Here is a 19,668-nt window from a genome sequence, read left to right on the forward strand (position 1 = left end):
TAACATAATGGGCTTATTCAACAAAGACGGTGAATGCGTTAAGACTTGGCTGGTGCCGGCGCAGCGTCTGGTGCATGTGGTGCCACCGGTGCACCAGGTCTCACCTTGATCAGATTGTCGACAATGACCTGATCGCCGGCTTTCAAGCCATCCAACACCGTCCAGCGGTTGTCAAACCAGCCGCCCGCGACAATCGGCCTGACCGCGGCCACCGTTTTGCCTTCTTTATCTTTTTCGGCCACAAAGACAAACTTGCCTTGCTGACCAGTCAGTACGGCCGTTTGCGGAATCAGGAAGACGCCATCACGCTTGCCAGTGGTCAGGCGTACCCGCACAAACTGACCTGGCAACAAGGCACTGTCCGCATTCTGGAATTCGGCCCGCAGTTGCTGCGTCCCCAATGCCGGGTCAATCTGACTGGCAGAGAAGTTAATCTTGCCTGAATAACGATATTCAGTATTGTCTGCCAGGATCAAACGCACATCCTGCACGCGGCCTGGGCGCAAATGCCCACCCAACGCTGTGAGCTCGGACTCGGACAGGCTGAAGCGGACCCAAATCGGAGACAATTGTACGATGGTGCTCAACAAGGTAGTGTTGGCACTGACCAACGCCCCTTCTGACAACACAAAGCGACCGGCAATCCCACTCTCTGGCGCTTTGACATGCGTATAAGACAGATTCAGCTCCGCTTCACGCAGTTGCGCCTGATATTGCAACAAGGTCGCTGCGGCAACAGAGTTATCAGAGGCGGCATTATCATATTCACGCTGACTGATAGAGTGGCTCTCCAGCAAACCCTTGAGACGTTGCGCCTCACGCGCAGTTTGCTCAATCCGGGCTTTTTGTTGTGCAATCAGCGCCTTGGACTGATCTACCTGCAACTGATACGGAACAGGATCAATCAAGAACATATCTTGCCCGGCCTTGACCGCATCCCCTTCTTGATATAGGCGTTTAAGCACAATGCCACCGACGCGTGGACGCACTTCAATTTGCTTGGCGCCCTCAGTTTGCGCAACCACTTCAGTTTGCACCGGGATGGTTTCAGCGGCGACGGTTTGCACGGTGACTGGCATCGCAGGCATGCCACCCGCGGCTGGATTTTGCTGCTGTGAAGATTTTCCGCAAGCACTCAATCCCAGGCTTAATGCAAGCACGAGCAAGGCAAGGCGAGGCTGGATAGTCTGTGAAATCAACATGTTATCCTCTGTTCAGTTTTAAAATAGACTTGATTACATACATCATTGGATGTATATTATATACAAACACGAATGTATGTAAAAGGGTTTTGCAAAAAATTTTGCCAAATGCCCACCGCCACAAGCCGCCTGTGACGGCTGATAAAATACAACATTCAAATGAAACATTCATGAATTTATGAAAGAGCGATAAATACTTATGGTACGTAAAACCAAAGAAGATGCTGCAATCACGCGCCAACACATCATTGACTCTGCGCGACATATGTTTCTGCAAAAAGGGGTTAGCCGCACCAGTCTGGAACAGATTGCCTCCCATGCCAAAGTCACGCGCGGGGCCGTCTATTGGCACTTCCAGAACAAGGCAGATTTGTTTCATGCCATGCGCGAAGAAGTGTATTTGCCGTTGATAGACCGCATGGATGACACCTTACTCGGAAACGCGGAAGAGTCCAATATTGATCCGCTAGGCCGCATTCGCACACACCTCGAAAACACCGTACAGATTCTCAACGATGACGCCACCACGCGCGCAACTTATGAAGTCATGATGTCCAAATGTGAATATGTCGATGAGTTTGCCGATGTACTCAAATCTATTTTAGGTAACTGTAGCGGACTCGTGCACAAAATGGAACAGGCCTACGCCAAAGCACAGGAAATCGGCCAGGTCGGCACCCAGCTTAGTCCGCAAGAACTCGCCTGGGACACCCACCTGTTTTTCTCAGGCCTACTGCACATGTGGGTCAAAGACACCGAAGGAACGTTATTCCGCGACCGCGCCATGCAACTAATCAACACACACATTAATCTGCGTAAAAAATAAGCAAAAATGCTACTTTAAACATTCCCTCGTCTGCGATTTGCAGTTAAAATAGTCAGTCTTTTCACTGACTTATCCAAGCATGCAAATCGGACCGCATCAACTTAAGAACAACCTGGTGGTTGCCCCTATGGCGGGCGTGACCGACCGTCCTTTCCGCATGTTGTGCAAAAAAATGGGGGCAGGGCTGGCCGTCTCCGAAATGGTCACCTCCAATTCCTTATTGTATGGCAGTGAAAAAACCAAGCGCCGCGCCAACCATGAAGGCGAAGTCAGCCCGATCTCGGTGCAAATTGCCGGCGCAGAACCGGCCATGATGGCCGAGGCAGCCAAACATAACGTCGACAATGGTGCACAAATCATCGACATCAACATGGGTTGCCCAGCCAAAAAAATCTGTAATGTGATGGCAGGGTCTGCCCTGCTGCGAGACGAACCGCTGGTGTCCCAAATTCTCAAGGCGGTGGTCAATGCGGTGGATGTGCCAGTCACCCTGAAAATCCGTACCGGCTGGGATAGACAAAATAAAAACGCCATCCAGATTGCCAGAATGGCAGAAGACATCGGCATTCAGGCGCTGACGATTCATGGCCGCACGCGGAATGACCTTTACCATGGCGACGCCGAATATGACACGATTGCCGCCGTCAAGCAGCAAATCAAGATTCCGCTGATTGCCAATGGCGATATCACCACGCCAGAAAAAGCCAAATTTGTGCTTGATTACACCCAGGCCGACGCCGTCATGATCGGCCGTGCAGCCCAAGGCCGCCCCTGGATCTTCCGCGAAACCGAGCACTTTCTGAAGACTGGCGAGCACATGCTGCCGCCGACCGTAGATGAAATTCACCAGGTGATGCTGGAGCACTTGCATGACTTGTATGCTTTTTATGGTGACCTCACTGGCATGCGCGTCGCACGCAAGCATATTTCCTGGTATACCAAGGGCTTATCTGGCTCTGCTGCCTTCCGTCACAATATGAATACCTTGCAAACCATAGAATTACAATTACAAGCCATCAATGACTTCTTTGCCGAGCTCCGTGCGAAAAACGACCGTCTGGTCTACGACGAGGAGACTGAACTGGATCAAGAACCCCCAGGCACCCAGGAGCTCGCAGCCTAATGCAAACCGATAGTAAATTAAGTCTCGCGGTACGCGAGTCTCTGGACGACTATTTCATGCATCTGGATGGGCAACCGCCGCATGCGATTTACGAAATGGTGCTTGGCTGCGTGGAAAAGCCCATGCTGGAATACGTACTGAACAAAGTGGGCGGCAACCAGAGCAAAGCCGCCGACATGCTGGGCATTAACCGCAACACCCTAAGAAAAAAAATGGCCGCCTACGGCCTAGAATAAGCATGACCCCGGTCTGATGACATCTCAACATCAGACCTTTTTCATTTTTTAAGCCTTTTCATTTTTTATTTAGCAACTCCATTCAAACTCATTATGACGATTAAACGCGCGCTTATCAGTGTTTCCGATAAAACCGGTGTGCTGGAACTGGCACAATCCCTGCACCAACTGGGTGTAGAAATCCTTTCCACGGGGGGCACTGCAAAACTGTTCCGTGACAACCACATTCCCGTCAAAGAAGTGAGCGACTTTACCGGTTTTCCAGAAATGCTGGATGGCCGGGTCAAAACGCTGCACCCCAAGGTGCACGGTGGCCTGCTGGGACGCCGCGACCTGCCTGAACATGTGGCGGCCATGCAGCAATATGGCATTGAGAATATCGACTTGCTCGCCGTCAATCTCTATCCGTTTGAAGCGACGGTGGCCAAGCCCAACTGCACGCTTGAAGATGCGATTGAAAACATTGATATCGGCGGTCCGGCCATGGTGCGTTCCGCAGCCAAAAACTGGAACGATGTCGCCGTACTGACAGACGCTGCCCAGTACACTGAAGTGGTCAACGAGTTGAAAGCCAATCAGGGCGCCGTGTCCAAAGCAACACGTTTCAAATTGTCTGTGGCCGCATTTAACCGCATTGCCCAATACGATGCCGCCATCAGCAACTACTTGTCCGCCATCGACTTCACCGAAACCGAAGCGGCAGGCAAGCCAGTCCTGAGCCAATTCCCAGGCCAGATGAACAGCAATTTTGTCAAAGTACAAGACCTGCGTTATGGTGAAAACAGTCATCAGCAAGCCGCCTTCTACCGCGACCTCTACCCTGCCCCAGGCAGCCTGGCCACCGCGCAACAATTGCAGGGCAAAGAATTGAGTTACAACAACATCGCCGATGCAGATGCGGCTTGGGAAGCTGTGAAATCTTTCACCGGCCCGGCCTGCGTGATTGTCAAACACGCCAACCCTTGCGGTGTAGCCCTGGGCGTGAACGCACTGGAAGCCTACAGCAAAGCCTTCAAAACCGATCCGACCTCTGCTTTTGGTGGCATCATTGCCTTCAACTGCACGCTTGATGGCGCAGCTGCAGAAGCCGTTTCCAAACAATTTGTCGAAGTGCTGATTGCCCCCGATTTTACGCCAGAAGCCCTGGCCATTTTCACCGCCAGAGCCAACGTACGCGTGCTGAAAATCGCCTTGCCACAAGGCGGCAATAACCCTTGGGAACAAGGCCGCAATGCCGTCGATTCCAAGCGCGTAGGCTCAGGTATTTTGCTGCAATCTGCCGACAACCATGAGATGCATATGGCTGACCTGAAAGTGGTCACCAAACTGCAACCAACGCCACAACAAATGCAAGACCTGCTGTTTGCCTGGAACGTGGCTAAATACGTCAAGTCCAATGCCATCGTGTTCTGTGGCAATGGCATGACCTTAGGCGTGGGTGCAGGCCAGATGAGCCGTGTCGACAGTACCAAAATCGCCGCCATCAAAGCGCAAAATGCCGGCTTGAGCCTGCAAGGTTCAGTGGTCGCTTCTGACGCATTTTTCCCGTTCCGGGACGGCGTAGACGTACTGGCCGATGCAGGCGCGAGTTGCGTGATCCATCCCGGTGGTAGCATGCGCGATGAGGAAGTGATTGCGGCGGCTGATGAACGCGGCCTGGCCATGGTCGTGACCGGCATTCGCCACTTTAGACATTAATTCTATTTGCCACAGAGAACACAAAAAACATCTTCAAAGCATTCCGCTATTGATTGCTACTCTGTGTCTTCTGAGTTCTCTGTGGCTCAAACTTAATCAGGTAATAAAAGATGAAAATTTTAGTGATTGGTTCTGGCGGTCGTGAGCACGCACTGGCCTGGAAAGCCGCACAAAACAAAGCAGTGAGCCGCGTTTATGTTGCTCCCGGTAATGCAGGCACCGCGACAAATCCTGACATGATCAATGTGCCGATAACCAAAATCGATGAGTTGGTGAAATTTGCCGAAGATGAGCAGATTGCCCTGACCATTGTTGGCCCGGAAGCCCCGTTATCGCAAGGCGTGGTCGATGCATTCCGCGCCGCTGACCTGAAGATTTTTGGCCCGACTAAAGCAGCGGCACAATTGGAAAGTTCCAAGGATTTTGCCAAAGCATTTATGGTCCGCCACAACATCCCTACCGCCAAATACCAGACCTTCAGCGAGGTCGCACCAGCGCATGCCTACATTGATGCCAATGGCGCACCCATCGTTATCAAGGCGGACGGCCTGGCGGCCGGCAAAGGCGTGGTGGTTGCCATGACACTGGAAGAAGCGCATGCCGCCGTCGATGCAATGCTGGCTGACAATAAGCTTGGCGATGCCGGTGCACGCGTAGTCATTGAAGAATTTTTGACTGGCGAAGAAGCCAGCTTCATGGTCATGGTCGATGGCAAAAACATCTTGCCACTCGCCACCAGCCAGGACCACAAACGCCTGCTTGATGCCGACCAAGGCCCCAACACCGGCGGCATGGGCGCTTACTCGCCTGCGCCAGTGGTGACGCCAGAGATCCACGCCAAAGCCATGCGCGAGATTATTGTGCCTACCGTTGAAGGCATGGCCAAAGATGGCATCCCGTATACCGGCTTTCTATACGCCGGGTTGATGATTACCCCGGCAGGCGATGTGAAAACACTGGAGTTCAACTGCCGCATGGGTGATCCCGAAACGCAGCCCATCATGATGCGCCTGAAATCAGATCTGGTCGAACTGGCTGAACACGCAGTCAATGGCACGCTGGACCAGGCACAAGCAGAATGGGACAGACGTTTTGCCTTGGGTGTGGTGATGGCAAGCGCCAATTACCCGGATACCCCCAGATTGGGCGATGAAATTCATGGCTTGCCGAAAGACGTACAGGATGGTCATGTGTTCCACGCTGGCACCACCCTCAAGGACGGCAAGGTAGTCACCAGTGGCGGTCGCGTCTTGTGTGTGACGGCCTTGGGCGAAACGGTCAAGTTTGCGCAACAGCAAGCTTATAAAGTACTGGAACAAATCCAGTTCGACGGTGCTCAGTACCGTAAAGATATCGGTTACCGCGCCATCAAAAACTAAGCTGTCATGACAAACCAGATCCAACCCCAGGCCGTCTTTGATTACCTGCAAGGCTTGCAGGCCCGTATTGTCGAAGCCATTGAACTCGTCGATGGCAAAACCTTTTTGCAGGATAGCTGGCAGCGCCCTGAAGGTGGGGGCGGGAACTCTTGCCTGCTCGAAGGCGGCAACGTGTTTGAGCGGGCTGGGGTTGGCTTTTCACATGTGCTCGGCAACAAGCTGCCGCCTGCGGCCAGCGTCGCACATCCCGAAGCAGCGGGCCGCCCCTGGGAGGCCATGGGCGTCTCCCTGGTGTTTCACCCGCACAACCCCTATGTGCCGACCGTACACATGAATGTGCGTTTTTTTGTCGCGCGGGCGCAACAGGCGGGTGAAGAGGATATCTGGTGGTTTGGCGGCGGCATGGATCTGACGCCTTACTATGGCTTTGAAGACGATTGCATCCACTTTCACCGCGTCAATAAAGAAGCGCTGGCTGCCTTTGGCGCCGATTATTACCCAAAATTCAAAAAAGACTGTGATGCTTACTTTTTCCTCAAGCATCGCAAGGAGCCGCGCGGAATCGGCGGTGTCTTTTTTGATGACTTTAGTGAATTAGGCTTTGAAAAAAGCTTTGCCTTGCAACGTGCAGTGGGCGATGCCTTTATCAATGCCTATTTGCCTATTGTGCAACGGCGTAAAGAGACGCCTTTTGGCGAACGCGAACGCGATTTCCAGGCTTATCGCAGAGGCCGTTATGTTGAGTTCAACCTGATTTTTGATCGCGGCACGATCTTTGGGTTACAGTCCAATGGCCGTACAGAGTCCATCTTGCTCTCTATGCCACCCATCGTTAAATGGCGCTATGACTGGAAACCTGAAGCCCGTAGCGCAGAGGCCAAACTGTATACTGACTTTTTGATTGAAAAGGACTGGGTTTAATATGCAAGTTTCAGTAGAAGCCAGACAACACGCGCAAGCCCTGCTGGATTTTATTGATCAAAGCCCCAGCCCTTGGCACGCGGTAGACACGGTCGCAAGCCGACTCAAGGCGCATGGCTTTAAAAACCTGCGTGAAAACGAACCTTGGCAATTCAAGGCAGGGGGTAAATATTTCGTAGTGCGTGATGGCGGCTCCATCATTGCCTTTATGCTTGGTCAACAAGCCCTTGCCGACAGCGGTCTGCGCATTGTCGGCGCGCATACCGACTCACCCGGCCTGCGCCTGAAACCGCATGCAGCTTACAGCACAGAAGGTCTGGCGCAACTAGGGGTAGAAGTCTATGGCGGCCCCATTCTGGCCACTTTTACCGACCGCGACCTGAGTCTGGCCGGTCGTGTGGTGCTCCGCACCCCTGAGGGCCTGCAAACGCGTCTGGTCAAATTGGAGCAGCCGATGGCACGTCTGCCCAATCTGGCCATACACATGAACCGCGAAGTGAATGAAAAAGGCCTGGTACTCAACAAGCAAACCGGTCTGCCCTTGATTTTTGGTCACGCAGCCAACAGCTCCGAAGCCAAACAATTGCTGATTGATACACTCGCCGGCAAACTGGCCGTGCCCGCAGACGTCATTGCTGGCTGGGACCTCACGTTTTATGACACCCAGCGCGGCAGTTTCTGGGGCATGGAACAAGAATTCATTGCCAACAGCCAACTGGACAACCTGGCTTCGTGCCATGCCGCGTTGGAAGCCCTGTTAGGCACCGAAACGCCGCAGGCGACCTCTATTTGTGCACTGTTTGACCACGAAGAGGTGGGCTCTGAAAGCGCCACGGGGGCGGGTGGCAGCTTTTTGCTGGATGTGATTGAGCGGATTTGTCATAGCACTCATCTCACGCCAGAAGACAAACTGCGCAGCTTTGCCAACAGTTTTTTTATCAGTGCCGATATGGCACATGCCTTTCACCCCAATCATGCCGGCAGCTATGAACCGTGTCACCATGTGCAAGTCAACCAGGGCCCGGTCATTAAAACCAATGCCAACCAGCGCTACAGCACCAATGCCGTCACGGCTGCGCGCTTTATCCACTTGTGTGAACAAGCGGAGGTCCCCTATCAACAATATGCGCACCGCACCGATTTAGGCTGCGGCAGCACCATAGGGCCCATCATGGCAGCGCAATTAGGCATCGCCACCGTCGATGTCGGTAACCCGATGTGGGCCATGCACAGCCTGCGCGAAAGTGCGGGTGTGCTCGATCATGGCTACATGATTGCCACACTCAGCCGGCATTACGCGAGCTAATCCATCAGCAGCATTGACGCTGGTACAACGATTGCTTTACCCTAGGCAGACATGGGGAGAAACAATCAATGCTAGAACAATTATTGCGCAAAAAACCTATCCAACCACATGCGCATACCGGCCTGAAAAAATGTTTAACCGCCTTTGACCTGGCCTTGCTAGGCATCGGTGGCGCCATCGGTACCGGCATTTTTGTCCTGACCGGTATCGCGGCCGCGACCCAATCTGGCCCTGCCGTCGTCCTTTCATTTATTATTGCGGCCATCGCTGCAGGATTTGCGGCGTTATCTTATGCCGAACTCTCGTCTTCAGTTGGCGGCTCTGGCAGCGCCTATGGTTACAGCTATGTCGCGTTTGGCGAGTTTGCTGCATGGATGATGGGATGGATGCTATTACTGGAGTATGGCGTTGGCGCTGCAGCGGTTGCCAATGGCTGGGCAGGTTACTTTGTAAACACCTTGAGCAACCTCGGGCTACACTTGCCAGCGCACCTGACCAAGGCACCGGTGTTAGGCGGCACCATCAACCTGCCAGCCTTTGCCATTATCTGGGTACTGACCCTGCTACTCATGGTCGGCGTCAAGGAAAGTGCGCGAGCCAATAACCTGATGGTGATTATCAAACTGTCCACGATTGCGATTTTTCTCGCCTTGTCCGTGGGTCATATTCACACCGAAAACTGGCTGCCATTTATGCCGTTTGGCTGGTTTGAAACGCTGGACAATGGCAAAAATATTGGCGTACTGGCTGGCGCCTCGCTGGTCTTTTTTGCCTATTTTGGCTTTGATGCTGTGTCAACCGCGGCCGAAGAATGCAAACTGCCACAACGCGACTTACCGATTGGGCTGATCGCTTCACTATCATTTTGTACCATTATTTATATCATCGTCTCTGGCACGCTGACCGGTGTGATTCCTTATCACGAGCTGAATACCTCGTCACCCGTGGCTTATGCATTGACCAAACTGGGTTATACCTGGTCATCCACACTGGTGGCGACTGGCGTGCTGGCTGGCTTGATTACTGTGCTGCTGGTGCTGCTCTACGGCCTGACACGTATTTTATTTGCCATGAGCCGCGACGGCCTGATTTCCCCGGTATTTTCAGCAGTGAATCCTGACCGCCAAACACCCAGTAAAATTATCTTGCTTTGCGGAACGGTGGTTTCCATCGTGGCCGGTTTTATCCCGCTCGGCGAATTGGCAGAAACGGTCAATATCGGGACGCTAGCCAGTTTCATTATGGTCTGCATTGGCGTGATCCGCTTGCGTCAGACCCATCCAGACTTACCGCGGCCGTTCAAAAATCCTTTTAATCCGCTGATCCCACTCGGAGGTGTCATCACCTGCGGTGCGCTGATGTCGTTTTTACCCGCCTCAACCTGGCATCGCTTTGGCTTGTGGGCGGTGGTGGGCGTGGTGTTCTATTTTGTTTACTCACTCAGACACAGCCGCTTGCGCTAATCATTTAGCCCGCGCGAGCAGCAATAAAAAAGCCGACGTTTGAGTCGGCTTTTTTGATTCACAGCAACGCTGGAATTACAGAGACAATACCCATTCAACAATGGTTTTGATGTCTTCGTCTTTCACTTGTGGGCTGTTTGCTGGCATTGGAATATTGCCCCAAACACCGCTACCACCCGCTTTAACTTTAGCGATCAATTTAGCTTCAGCACCTTTGTCGCCTTTGTATTTAGCAGCAACATCTTTGTAAGCTGGGCCCAATACTTTAGCATCCACACTGTGGCAAGCCAAACAGCCGCTTTTTTGTGCCAATGCTTTAGCAGCGGCAGCGTCAACAGCGTGAGCAGAACCAGCCATCAACATGGTCGCTGCTGCGATTGCGGATAATAAAACTTTCATGCGATCTCCTTGAATATCCTCTAAATAAATAGAACCCCGAAATGCAATTTTCGTGCATGTGGCATCTTACCTGACCAGCCAAAATCTACAATAGTAAAACCGCTAAAATACGAGGCCGTATTGATAATTTGAACCAGTTTGGCGTTTTGCCAACACCCTAAAAACGCACGTGAAACAAGATGGTTGACACGTGTCACAACAAGGTTACAGGGTCTCGATCGAATACTCGGCGCTCAGGACATGTTTGCGGCCAGGATTAATCACCACCATATTATCCAGCGCGTTGGTTGTTTCCACACAAATGGTCTTGCGCCACTCTTCGCCCACGCCCATATCGCCCATGGTCGCAGCCTTATCGGCACCAGGATTCCAGACAACCGTGGTATCACTGCCGGATTTGGACACATGGATGATGCGATTATAGCCGCTGTCATGGATAGAACAATCAGAGCTGTGATCGACATAAACACGGTCATATTCGTGGCCGTCAAAGCTCAATGGGTTGTGCTCGACGTTGCGCTCGTATTTGAGTAGCTTATCCAGATAAACCAAATCTTGCATGCCGGTAATTTTGATATTGGATAAATCACTGACATTAAAATAGGTGTGAAAGGCTTCACTAATCACAAATGGATGCTCAGCCAGATTGGTGGTCGCCAGATCAATCCGCAAGCGGCGGCCAATAGTAATGGTCAGCGTCAGCTCATAAGGATAGGACAACTGACGTTGTGCTTCTGGCGTTTGCTGCATTTCGAGAATGATGCGGGTGGCACCGGTTGGCGTCGCGTCAATATCCATGACTCGCCAGGGAATCACGCGCGCAAAGCCATGCGGACACAAAGTGCTGTCGGTAGGGTGCGCGCCAAACCACGGCCAGCAAATGGGGACGCCACCACGGATAGAACGCCCTTTGACATAACGCGCATTGCTGGACAACCATAAAACCGGGTGTGAAAGGAACTTGGGTTGCCAGTGCATGACATGTGCGCCCTGCAAGGCAATCTTGCCGGTCGCCAGCGGATTATCAATTTCGAGATATTGCAGACCGTTTTCGTCTTGCCATTGATTGACATGCGCATGCAACTTCATGCGCTTGGTCATTTCCATGCTTTTGGCGAGGATGCTACATTCGTCGTTCATTATCTTCCCCTTTCGATCTGGGTCACATCACGCACGGCGCCTTTGGCGGCACTGGTGCTCATGGCGGCATAAGCGCGCAAGGCAGGCGATACCAGACGCTCACGGTTCAGCGGTTTCCATGCCTGGGCGCCTTTGGCCTCCATATTGGCTCGGCGGTGCGCCATTTCTTCATCAGTCACCGCCAGGTGTATGGTGCGATTCGGAATATCAATTTCTATGGTGTCGCCTTCCTGCACTAGGCCGATCGCACCGCCTTCAGCAGCTTCTGGCGAGGCATGCCCAATACTCAGGCCGGATGTACCACCTGAGAAACGGCCATCAGTCAGCAAGGCACAAGCTTTACCCAACCCTTTGGACTTGAGGTAGGAGGTCGGATAAAGCATTTCTTGCATGCCCGGCCCGCCACGCGGCCCTTCATAGCGAATCACCACGACATCCCCGGCCACAATCTTGTCGTTGAGAATGGCTTCCACGGCAGAGTCCTGGCTTTCAAATACACGGGCGCGCCCGGTGAATTTAAGAATACTGTCATCCACGCCTGCTGTTTTCACAATACAGCCGTCTTGCGCAATATTGCCATAGAGCACGGCCAGCCCACCATCCAGCGAGTAGGCATGCGCCTTGTCGCGGATACAGCCGTTTTCACGGTCATTATCCAGCTCTGGCCACAACATGCTCTGGCTGAACGCGATGGTGGTTGAAATGCCACCTGGCGCAGCACGATAAAACTTTTTCACGTCCTCATCCTGCGTGGTCATAATGTCCCATTTGGCCAGCGCTTCGCCCATGGTTGCACTATGAACGGTTGGCACGCCCGTATGGATGACACCGGCACGATTCAGCTCGGCCAGGATGCCCATCACGCCACCGGCACGATGCACATCTTCCATGTGATATTTGCTGGTTGCTGGCGCCACTTTGGAAACGCACGGCACCTGACGTGAGATGCGGTCGATGTCTTTCATGGTGAAATCGACACCGGCTTCATGTGCAGCCGCCAGCAAATGCAAGACGGTATTGGTAGAGCCGCCCATGGCCACATCCAGACTCATGGCGTTCTCAAACGCTTGCATGGTCGCGATATTGCGTGGCAACACACTGTAATCATCCTGCTCGTAGTGGCGTTTTGCCAGCTCAACAATCAGTCGACCCGCTTGCAAGAACAACTGCTTGCGCGCAGCATGGGTGGCGAGTGTAGAACCATTGCCTGGCAAACTTAAACCCAGGGCTTCAGTCAGACAGTTCATCGAGTTGGCGGTAAACATGCCCGAACAGGAACCGCAGGTTGGGCACGCAGAACGTTCTACCTCTGCCACCTCTTCATCACTGACATGACTATCCGCGGCTTCGACCATGGCATCGACCAAATCCAGCTTGCGTATCTGGCCTTGCCAGTTCACTTTACCGGCTTCCATCGGCCCACCAGAGACAAATACGACAGGGATATTCAAGCGTAATGCCGCCATCAACATGCCCGGCGTGATCTTGTCACAGTTGGAGATACACACCAGCGCATCCGCACAGTGCGCATTCACCATATACTCAACACTGTCAGCAATCAAATCACGGCTAGGCAGGCTGTAGAGCATGCCTCCATGCCCCATGGCGATACCGTCATCGACAGCAATCGTATTAAATTCCTTGGCTACGCCACCCGCTTTTTCAATTTCACGGGCAACCAGTTGGCCCATATCTTTTAAATGCACGTGGCCAGGAACAAACTGCGTAAACGAGTTAGCCACCGCGATAATCGGTTTGGAAAAATCTTCATCTTTCATACCAGTGGCACGCCACAAGGCGCGGGCACCAGCCATGTTACGACCTTGGGTAGTCGTGTGAGAACGGTATTTAGGCATGGGAAACACTAGGATTGACGTTAAAATCCTATTTTAACTGAATCCGTAGCCGCATGTGCGGCTGAAACAGCTTTGTTACATTCGCGGCGTGCGATAAAAAATGCTAAGGACGGTATTGCTTGTGTTGATAGGACGAGCAATGCCGGCTCACCGCCGGGCTGCGTAGCGCCTGGTGCTTGGTATGTTGGCCACGCGTACGTTTACGCCAGGCAATAAATGCAGCCGAACTTAATTGCTGCCGCATGAGGATAATCACGTCTGCCTGCCTGAGCCTAAACTGGCTGGCAATTGCCTCGAAAGGCGTACGATCCTCCCACGCCATCTCAATAATGCGCGAAATATCCCCTGGATCCATTTCAGCTAACAACACCGTTTGACGCCTGTCCATTTCTGATCCTGCCATTGTTTGAAAAATGCTGCCCGCCCTAGCGGAGGCGGCGCATCAGGCAAATGCGCATGATGCTCGGCATAATGTGCCAGATAGCGTTCATAAGCATCGTCGCCAGAAAGCTGTCTAACGCGCTGCCATAGTTGCTTGAGCAATCGCATGATGTTCATCCTCTAGCCCAGTTTAGTCGCCACGTACGCCGCTTCATGACTTCGACTTACGGGCAAACCGGCCAGGCTACGTCTACTCATCCTGACCATATCCACTACCACCACCCACAGCATGGTCACAAAAAACAAGGTGAGCCAGGCATCTAACTGCTGGTTAAAAATCAGTTGCGGCGCAACAGCCGCCTTTTCTGGCGGCAATACCCCTGTAGACAGCTTCTGCGCCAAATCATTCGCGGCCGCAAAAAAACCGACCCGGATATCCTGACTAAAAATCTTCTCGTAAGCCGCACTGGTGGTCACTACCAGCAACCAGACCAAGGGCAACGCAGTGATCCAGGCCTTATTCGCGCGGCCAGACTTGATCAAGATCCCAGTGGCAACCGACAGGGCAATCGCAGCCAGCATCTGGTTGGCTATCCCAAACAGCGGCCATAAAATATTGACCCCGCCATTCGGGTCAATCACCCCGATATAGAGGAAATAACCCCAGCCAGCGACGATCAACGCGCTGGTTAGCACCACTGACGGCGTGTAGGAGGTTTCCCCTAATTTGGGATGCAAGTTACCCAACATGTCTTGCAGCATAAAGCGACCCACGCGTGTGCCTGCATCGAGCGTGGTGAGAATGAAGATGGCCTCAAACATGATGGCGAAGTGATACCACAAGGCCAGCAAATGCTCCCCGAAGACCGTGCCCAGAATACTGGCCATGCCCACCGCCAAGCTAGGTGCGCCCCCGGTGCGGGCAAACAAGGTCGTTTCCCCCATCGCACTTGCCAGATGCTGCATCTGTTCCACCGTGACCGGATAGCCCCAACTGCTGATGGTATTCACAACATCCAGCGCCTCTTTACCGACCACGCCTGCCGGGCTGTTAATCGCAAAATAGACACCAGGCTCCAACACCGTTGCCGCGATCATGGCCATGATGGCAACAAAACTCTCTAGCAACATGGCGCCATAACCGATCATGCGGATATCGCCCTCACTGGAAATCAGCTTGGGCGTGGTACCGCTGGCAATCAAGGCATGAAAGCCAGAAATCGCGCCGCAGGCAATCGTAATAAACACAAACGGAAACAACTTGCCGCCAAAAATCGGCCCCGTGCCGTCAATAAACGGCGTAATCGCGGGCATGTGTATCTCGGGCCGTAACCATAAAATCGCCACAGCCAGCATCATGACCGTGCCCAGCTTCATATAAGTCGATAAATAATCGCGGGGGGCCAGCAACAACCACACCGGCAACACAGCCGCGGCAAAGCCATAGGCAATCACGCTAAACGCCAACGGCAAGCCTTCATGGTCAAATAGCGCCGCCAGGGTAGGATGATGATCAACCCAGCCACCCAACATCACTGAACCAAGCAGCAAAGCCACGCCCAACAACGACGCCTCAAGCACACGCCCCGGACGCAGATAACGTATATAGACACCGACGACCATGGCAATAGGAATGGTCGCGGCAACCGTCGACGTACCCCAGGGGCTGTGTTTCATGGCGTTGACCACGACCAGACCCAGCACTGCGATCAAAATAATCATGATGACCAACGTTGCAATCATGGCGGCGGTTCCACCAATAGCGCCGATTTCATCTCGCGCCATTTGCCCCAGACTGCGGCCATCGCGGCGGGTAGATAAAAACAGCGTGACCATATCCTGCACTGCGCCGCCCAGCACAGCCCCGATCAGTATCCATAAGGTGCCTGGCAAAAATCCGAATTGTGCCGCCAGGGTAGGCCCAACCAAAGGACCTGGTCCGGCAATGGCCGCAAAGTGATGACCGAAGACCACCCAGCGATGCGTGGGCACATAATCGCGGCCATTATTCAACCGCTCGGCCGGCGTGGCCCGGGTGGCATCAATACTCAGCACTTTGGCCGCAATCCAGGCCGCATAAAAACGATAGGCAATCAGGTAAACACACACTGCCGCAGTGATCAGCCACAGTGCATTCAATGTTTCTCCACGCCACCAGGCAATTTGTGCAAAAGCGGTAGCCCCCAAGAGTGCCAGCAATCCCCAAAACACCTGCCCCAACAACCCTTTTAACATGCCATTTCTTCCCTTTTTTAATCTCTGCACTGTAACAAAAAGCGCTCATCTGCGCAAAACTCTACACAGGCCCACTCCTCCTAGCGAACTGGTGCAACTGCACTGTGGTGGTGCAGACTAGTTAGAACAGCGCCGCCATCAAAAAAGAAAGGTCCCGCCTGTTTCCTGATTAGAATCATATTGTTATCAAAGCTTATCCAGCTGGCATACAGTTTGCTAAAACTCTAGCAGTAATAATCTGATTAAACGATCAATGAGACCACCCAATTCTGTTATGGCTTCTGGCATGCCTCCCGTTCCACGCGACATTCTGAGTCTTGAAGACCAGAAGTTGGTGGATAGCGCGCGTGACATTCTCATGCATCAGCGCGATCTCAGCGAAGACCAGGCTTATTCACTCCTGGCTGAAATGGCTTTTAAGCGTAAAACCGGCATCGCCGATATTTCGCTACAGTTAGTTAACATCACCAAACGACTCACCACCTAAAGCCACCATCCTTGCACCGGAATCGTCCTTGGCGGTTTGGGGTGATCCATCAGCCGCGTCAACATCTGCAGTCTTTCACATTTATTCCGGGCAACTGCTTGCACTAAAAAAGAGTTTCGGTATAATGCGCGCTTCGTTGCAAGGCACGGGTGCTTAGCTCAGTTGGTAGAGCGTCGCCCTTACAAGGCGAATGTCAGCGGTTCGACCCCGTTAGCACCCACCACTCCCAGCCTTCAGCAGATCAGCTTCAAATCATCCCATGTTCGCTAAAAGAAAACGTCTCTTGCTTGGCGACGATAATGTGATCCAGCACTTTCACATCCACCAGCATCAATGCTTCTTTCAAACTGTGGGTTAATTGCTCATCGGCTCGACTCGGACTGGCGACCCCACCGGGATGATTATGGCTCAGGATCACCGCGGCCGCATTGAGCGCCAGCGCACGTTTAACCACCTCACGCGGATAAACATTGGTTTGCATCAAGCTGCCTTCGAATAAGGTTTCATAGGCGATCAGCCGATTTTGCGCATCTAAAAACAAAATACCAAACACTTCGCGCTGCAAGGCCGACAGTTGTAACTGCAAATAATCCTTCACCTGGCGTGGCGAGCGAAAACTGTCATTTTGCTGCAAGGTTTCGCCCAAGGCCCGCTTGCTCATTTCCAGCACCGCCTGCAACTGGCAATATTTACTCACCCCCATGCCAGACACCCGTGACATCTGTTTAAGATCTGCTGAAAACACGCCATTCAGGCTATGAAAATGTTGCAACAACTCTCTCGCCAAATCCACAGCGGTTTTACCAGCCACCCCAACACGCAAGAAAATCGCCAATAACTCTGCGTCCGATAATGACACTGCGCCGGTGCGCAGCAATTTTTCGCGTGGCCGCTCCTGTTCCGGCCAATCTGTAATTGCCATGTTGCCCCCCTTTTATCGCCTAATGCAGCCAACCGATCTCACGTGCTGTTGGTCGGCCAATCACCACTTCATCCAAACTTTTTGCCATGCGCGAGGTTTGCGCAGATTGAGGGATCTGGCCCGCCATCAGCTCGGCCATGGATTGCGGATAAAGCGGCTGGGCATAGGGCTCTGCGTATCCCTGCGGAAACTGGGGCTGATGGGTGTTGAGGTCGTATTTATCTGTGGCACTCAGGGTATGCAGCAGCTCATGCGCTACAATGACAGCATTCACAGAGTGCTGGCTGTTTTCGGCAAACAAATTGACACGGCCGATGCGGCCTTTGTGCAAGGCGGTGGAGTGCCGTAAATGGCGCTGCCGGGCCGGATCGTGGTAGAGCAGATACAACTTGATGTCTAGCGGGACGCCAACCTCCGGCTGATGCCGCCAGCCAAACCAGCGAAATTGCAGACTCCACAAAATAATCTCATGCAACGGCGCACTCACTGCGGGTGGCGCAGGCGGCACCTGATGAATTTCCGGGCCAAGATAAAACGTGATTGGCCGCCTCAAGGGCAATTGATATTTGGCAGCCTCCCGCGAGAAAAAGGCGGCCAACTGTTCAAAATCCTCAGCACGCAAACTGGCAATATACGCGGCTGAAGTCGCAGAGCCATCGGCATTGACCGGATATAAAGCCACCTTGAGCGAATGCCGCCATTGCAGGACTTCGTACTCTTGCCAAAGCTGCAATAAAGCCGCACTCACCACTACTACCCAGAAGAAAATTCGGACTGTCTTTATCATGCCTGCCACCCAAAGGATGGATAGATGTTAACATGTTTAAAGACAGCCAGCGGCGCTCAAAAATGCTTCGATGCGCGCTTTTGCAGTTAAAATACTTGCCATGAATGCGATCTACGCAAAACCTTTAAATATTCTGCTGGGCGTCACTGGCGGCATCGCTGCTTACAAAACAGCAGAATTGGTGCGCTTGCTGGTTAAACAAGGCCACCATGTACAAGTGGTGATGACTGAAGCAGCCACCCACTTTATCACCCCAACCACCTTGCAAGCCTTGTCCGGGCAACCTGTGTTTATAGATAGCTGGGATCAGCGTATCGCCAATGGCATGCCGCACATTGAGCTCAGCCGTCAGGCAGATGCCATCCTGGTTGCACCAGCCAGTGCCGATTTTATGGCCAAACTGGCGCATGGCTTTGCCAACGACCTGCTCTCCACCTTATGCCTTGCACGTGAGTGCCCACTTCTGGTTGCACCCGCCATGAACAGACAAATGTGGGAGAATGCGGCGACCCAGCGCAACGTGCAACAACTCAGGCAAGATGGCGTCACCGTCCTGGGGCCGGACAGCGGTGAGCAGGCATGTGGCGAAGTCGGACAAGGCAGAATGCTGGAGCCGGATCACCTGCTGGAGGCCCTCACCCGTTTTTTCACACCCAAGTTATTGGCTGGAAAAAACATCCTGATAACCGCAGGTGCGACCATGGAAATGCTGGATCCGGTGCGTGGCATCACCAACCTGAGCAGTGGCAAAATGGGCTTTGCTCTGGCGCAAGCCGCCACCCGTATGGGCGCAACGGTCACGCTAATCTATGGCCACCATCAAGTCACGCCTCCCGAAGTCAGCCAAGCCTGCTTCGCCGGCAGCGCCGGTGAGATGTATCAAACCGTGATGCAGCATATTGCCAACCAAGATGTATTTATTGCCGTCGCCGCCGTGGCAGACTACCGACCACAACAAATATCAACGCAGAAAATCAAAAAGAGTGAGTCTACACTTACCTTAACACTCATAAAAAACAAAGACATTCTGGCAGATGTCGCGTCCTTGCCTAATCCGCCTTATTGTGTCGGTTTTGCAGCAGAGTCAGAACAAATACTCGAACACGCCCGACAAAAACGGCTGGCGAAGCGGATTCCCATGATTGTGGCGAATCATGCCAATTCGGCCATGGGCAGCGACCACAACACGGTGACCATCATAGATGATCAAGCTGAAACACCCCTGCAAGCTGATGAAAAAATCAATATCGCGTTCGAGATTCTCTGCCACCTGCATGCGAGACTTGATCCACATTAAATATCTTCAG

19 protein-coding genes and 1 tRNA gene are annotated in these 19,668 nt (G+C 52.8%); 11 read left to right on the forward strand and 9 right to left on the reverse strand.

Going from position 1 to position 19,668, the window contains the following annotated elements; genetic code table 11:
- Positions 1 to 38 precede the first annotated feature (38 nt).
- On the reverse strand, positions 39 to 1,202 hold the full coding sequence (locus ACT53C_RS01175; protein WP_476144434.1) for an efflux RND transporter periplasmic adaptor subunit: 1,164 nt from the start codon (positions 1,200 to 1,202) through the stop codon (positions 39 to 41).
- Positions 1,203 to 1,401: 199 nt separating this feature from the next.
- Here ACT53C_RS01175 and ACT53C_RS01180 point away from each other — a divergent pair, with 199 nt between their 5' ends.
- From ACT53C_RS01180 to ACT53C_RS01215, 8 genes are all read left to right on the forward strand, one after another.
- Positions 1,402 to 2,028: a TetR family transcriptional regulator gene (locus ACT53C_RS01180; protein WP_476144435.1), complete on the forward strand. Its 627-nt coding sequence runs from the start codon at positions 1,402 to 1,404 to the stop codon at positions 2,026 to 2,028.
- Positions 2,029 to 2,107: 79 nt separating this feature from the next.
- The gene (gene dusB, locus ACT53C_RS01185; RefSeq protein ID WP_476144436.1) at positions 2,108 to 3,151 is read left to right on the forward strand and encodes a tRNA dihydrouridine synthase DusB; all 1,044 of its coding nucleotides are present in this window, start codon (positions 2,108 to 2,110) and stop codon (positions 3,149 to 3,151) included.
- Complete coding sequence (locus tag ACT53C_RS01190; protein ID WP_194748698.1) at positions 3,151 to 3,387, forward strand: helix-turn-helix domain-containing protein; 237 nt, start codon at positions 3,151 to 3,153, stop codon at positions 3,385 to 3,387. The genes dusB and ACT53C_RS01190 overlap by 1 nt, the downstream gene beginning before the upstream one ends.
- A gap of 93 nt (positions 3,388 to 3,480) precedes the next feature.
- The gene (gene purH / locus ACT53C_RS01195; protein ID WP_476144437.1) at positions 3,481 to 5,085 is read left to right on the forward strand and encodes a bifunctional phosphoribosylaminoimidazolecarboxamide formyltransferase/IMP cyclohydrolase; all 1,605 of its coding nucleotides are present in this window, start codon (positions 3,481 to 3,483) and stop codon (positions 5,083 to 5,085) included.
- 110 nt (positions 5,086 to 5,195) lie between these two features.
- On the forward strand, positions 5,196 to 6,464 hold the full coding sequence (purD, locus tag ACT53C_RS01200) for a phosphoribosylamine--glycine ligase (protein WP_194748700.1): 1,269 nt from the start codon (positions 5,196 to 5,198) through the stop codon (positions 6,462 to 6,464).
- 6 nt (positions 6,465 to 6,470) lie between these two features.
- Positions 6,471 to 7,385: an oxygen-dependent coproporphyrinogen oxidase gene (gene hemF / locus ACT53C_RS01205; protein ID WP_476144438.1), complete on the forward strand. Its 915-nt coding sequence runs from the start codon at positions 6,471 to 6,473 to the stop codon at positions 7,383 to 7,385.
- Position 7,386: 1 nt separating this feature from the next.
- Entirely contained in the window at positions 7,387 to 8,691 is a 1,305-nt protein-coding gene (locus ACT53C_RS01210; protein WP_476144440.1) for a M18 family aminopeptidase, read from the forward strand.
- A 68-nt stretch (positions 8,692 to 8,759) separates the two neighbouring features.
- Positions 8,760 to 10,154, forward strand: a complete 1,395-nt coding sequence (locus tag ACT53C_RS01215; protein ID WP_275356348.1) for an amino acid permease — start codon at positions 8,760 to 8,762, stop codon at positions 10,152 to 10,154.
- A 75-nt stretch (positions 10,155 to 10,229) separates the two neighbouring features.
- On the opposite strand, the gene ACT53C_RS01220 is transcribed toward ACT53C_RS01215, so the two are convergent.
- The 6 genes from ACT53C_RS01220 to ACT53C_RS01245 all read right to left on the reverse strand — a co-directional run bounded on the left by ACT53C_RS01220 (position 10,230) and on the right by ACT53C_RS01245 (position 16,165).
- Positions 10,230 to 10,553, reverse strand: coding sequence for a c-type cytochrome (locus tag ACT53C_RS01220; protein WP_194748704.1), 324 nt, complete (start codon positions 10,551 to 10,553; stop codon positions 10,230 to 10,232).
- Positions 10,554 to 10,757: 204 nt separating this feature from the next.
- Positions 10,758 to 11,693, reverse strand: a complete 936-nt coding sequence (locus tag ACT53C_RS01225; RefSeq protein ID WP_194748705.1) for a D-hexose-6-phosphate mutarotase — start codon at positions 11,691 to 11,693, stop codon at positions 10,758 to 10,760.
- Positions 11,693 to 13,549: a dihydroxy-acid dehydratase gene (ilvD, locus tag ACT53C_RS01230; protein ID WP_476144443.1), complete on the reverse strand. Its 1,857-nt coding sequence runs from the start codon at positions 13,547 to 13,549 to the stop codon at positions 11,693 to 11,695. Before ilvD ends, ACT53C_RS01225 begins: the two co-directional genes overlap by 1 nt.
- A 103-nt stretch (positions 13,550 to 13,652) precedes the next feature.
- A complete protein-coding gene (locus ACT53C_RS01235; RefSeq protein ID WP_476144445.1) occupies positions 13,653 to 13,937 on the reverse strand; it encodes a TIGR03643 family protein in 285 nt (94 codons plus the stop codon).
- Entirely contained in the window at positions 13,910 to 14,098 is a 189-nt protein-coding gene (locus tag ACT53C_RS01240; protein ID WP_476144447.1) for a YbdD/YjiX family protein, read from the reverse strand. The genes ACT53C_RS01235 and ACT53C_RS01240 overlap by 28 nt, the downstream gene beginning before the upstream one ends.
- A 12-nt stretch (positions 14,099 to 14,110) precedes the next feature.
- Positions 14,111 to 16,165, reverse strand: coding sequence for a carbon starvation CstA family protein (locus ACT53C_RS01245; protein WP_476144449.1), 2,055 nt, complete (start codon positions 16,163 to 16,165; stop codon positions 14,111 to 14,113).
- A gap of 286 nt (positions 16,166 to 16,451) precedes the next feature.
- Between ACT53C_RS01245 and ACT53C_RS01250 the strand changes: the two genes are divergently transcribed.
- On the forward strand, positions 16,452 to 16,652 hold the full coding sequence (locus ACT53C_RS01250) for an ANTAR domain-containing protein (RefSeq protein WP_228518840.1): 201 nt from the start codon (positions 16,452 to 16,454) through the stop codon (positions 16,650 to 16,652).
- 147 nt (positions 16,653 to 16,799) lie between these two features.
- Positions 16,800 to 16,875 (forward strand) — tRNA-Val (locus ACT53C_RS01255).
- A gap of 24 nt (positions 16,876 to 16,899) precedes the next feature.
- On the opposite strand, the gene radC is transcribed toward ACT53C_RS01255, so the two are convergent.
- On the reverse strand, positions 16,900 to 17,574 hold the full coding sequence (radC, locus tag ACT53C_RS01260) for a RadC family protein (RefSeq protein ID WP_476144451.1): 675 nt from the start codon (positions 17,572 to 17,574) through the stop codon (positions 16,900 to 16,902).
- 19 nt (positions 17,575 to 17,593) lie between these two features.
- Complete coding sequence (locus ACT53C_RS01265; RefSeq protein ID WP_476144453.1) at positions 17,594 to 18,361, reverse strand: hypothetical protein; 768 nt, start codon at positions 18,359 to 18,361, stop codon at positions 17,594 to 17,596.
- A 100-nt stretch (positions 18,362 to 18,461) separates the two neighbouring features.
- Here ACT53C_RS01265 and coaBC point away from each other — a divergent pair, with 100 nt between their 5' ends.
- Entirely contained in the window at positions 18,462 to 19,658 is a 1,197-nt protein-coding gene (coaBC, locus tag ACT53C_RS01270; RefSeq protein WP_476144455.1) for a bifunctional phosphopantothenoylcysteine decarboxylase/phosphopantothenate--cysteine ligase CoaBC, read from the forward strand.
- Positions 19,659 to 19,668 lie beyond the last annotated feature (10 nt).

Source organism: Methylophilus sp. DMC14, from assembly GCF_056314085.1.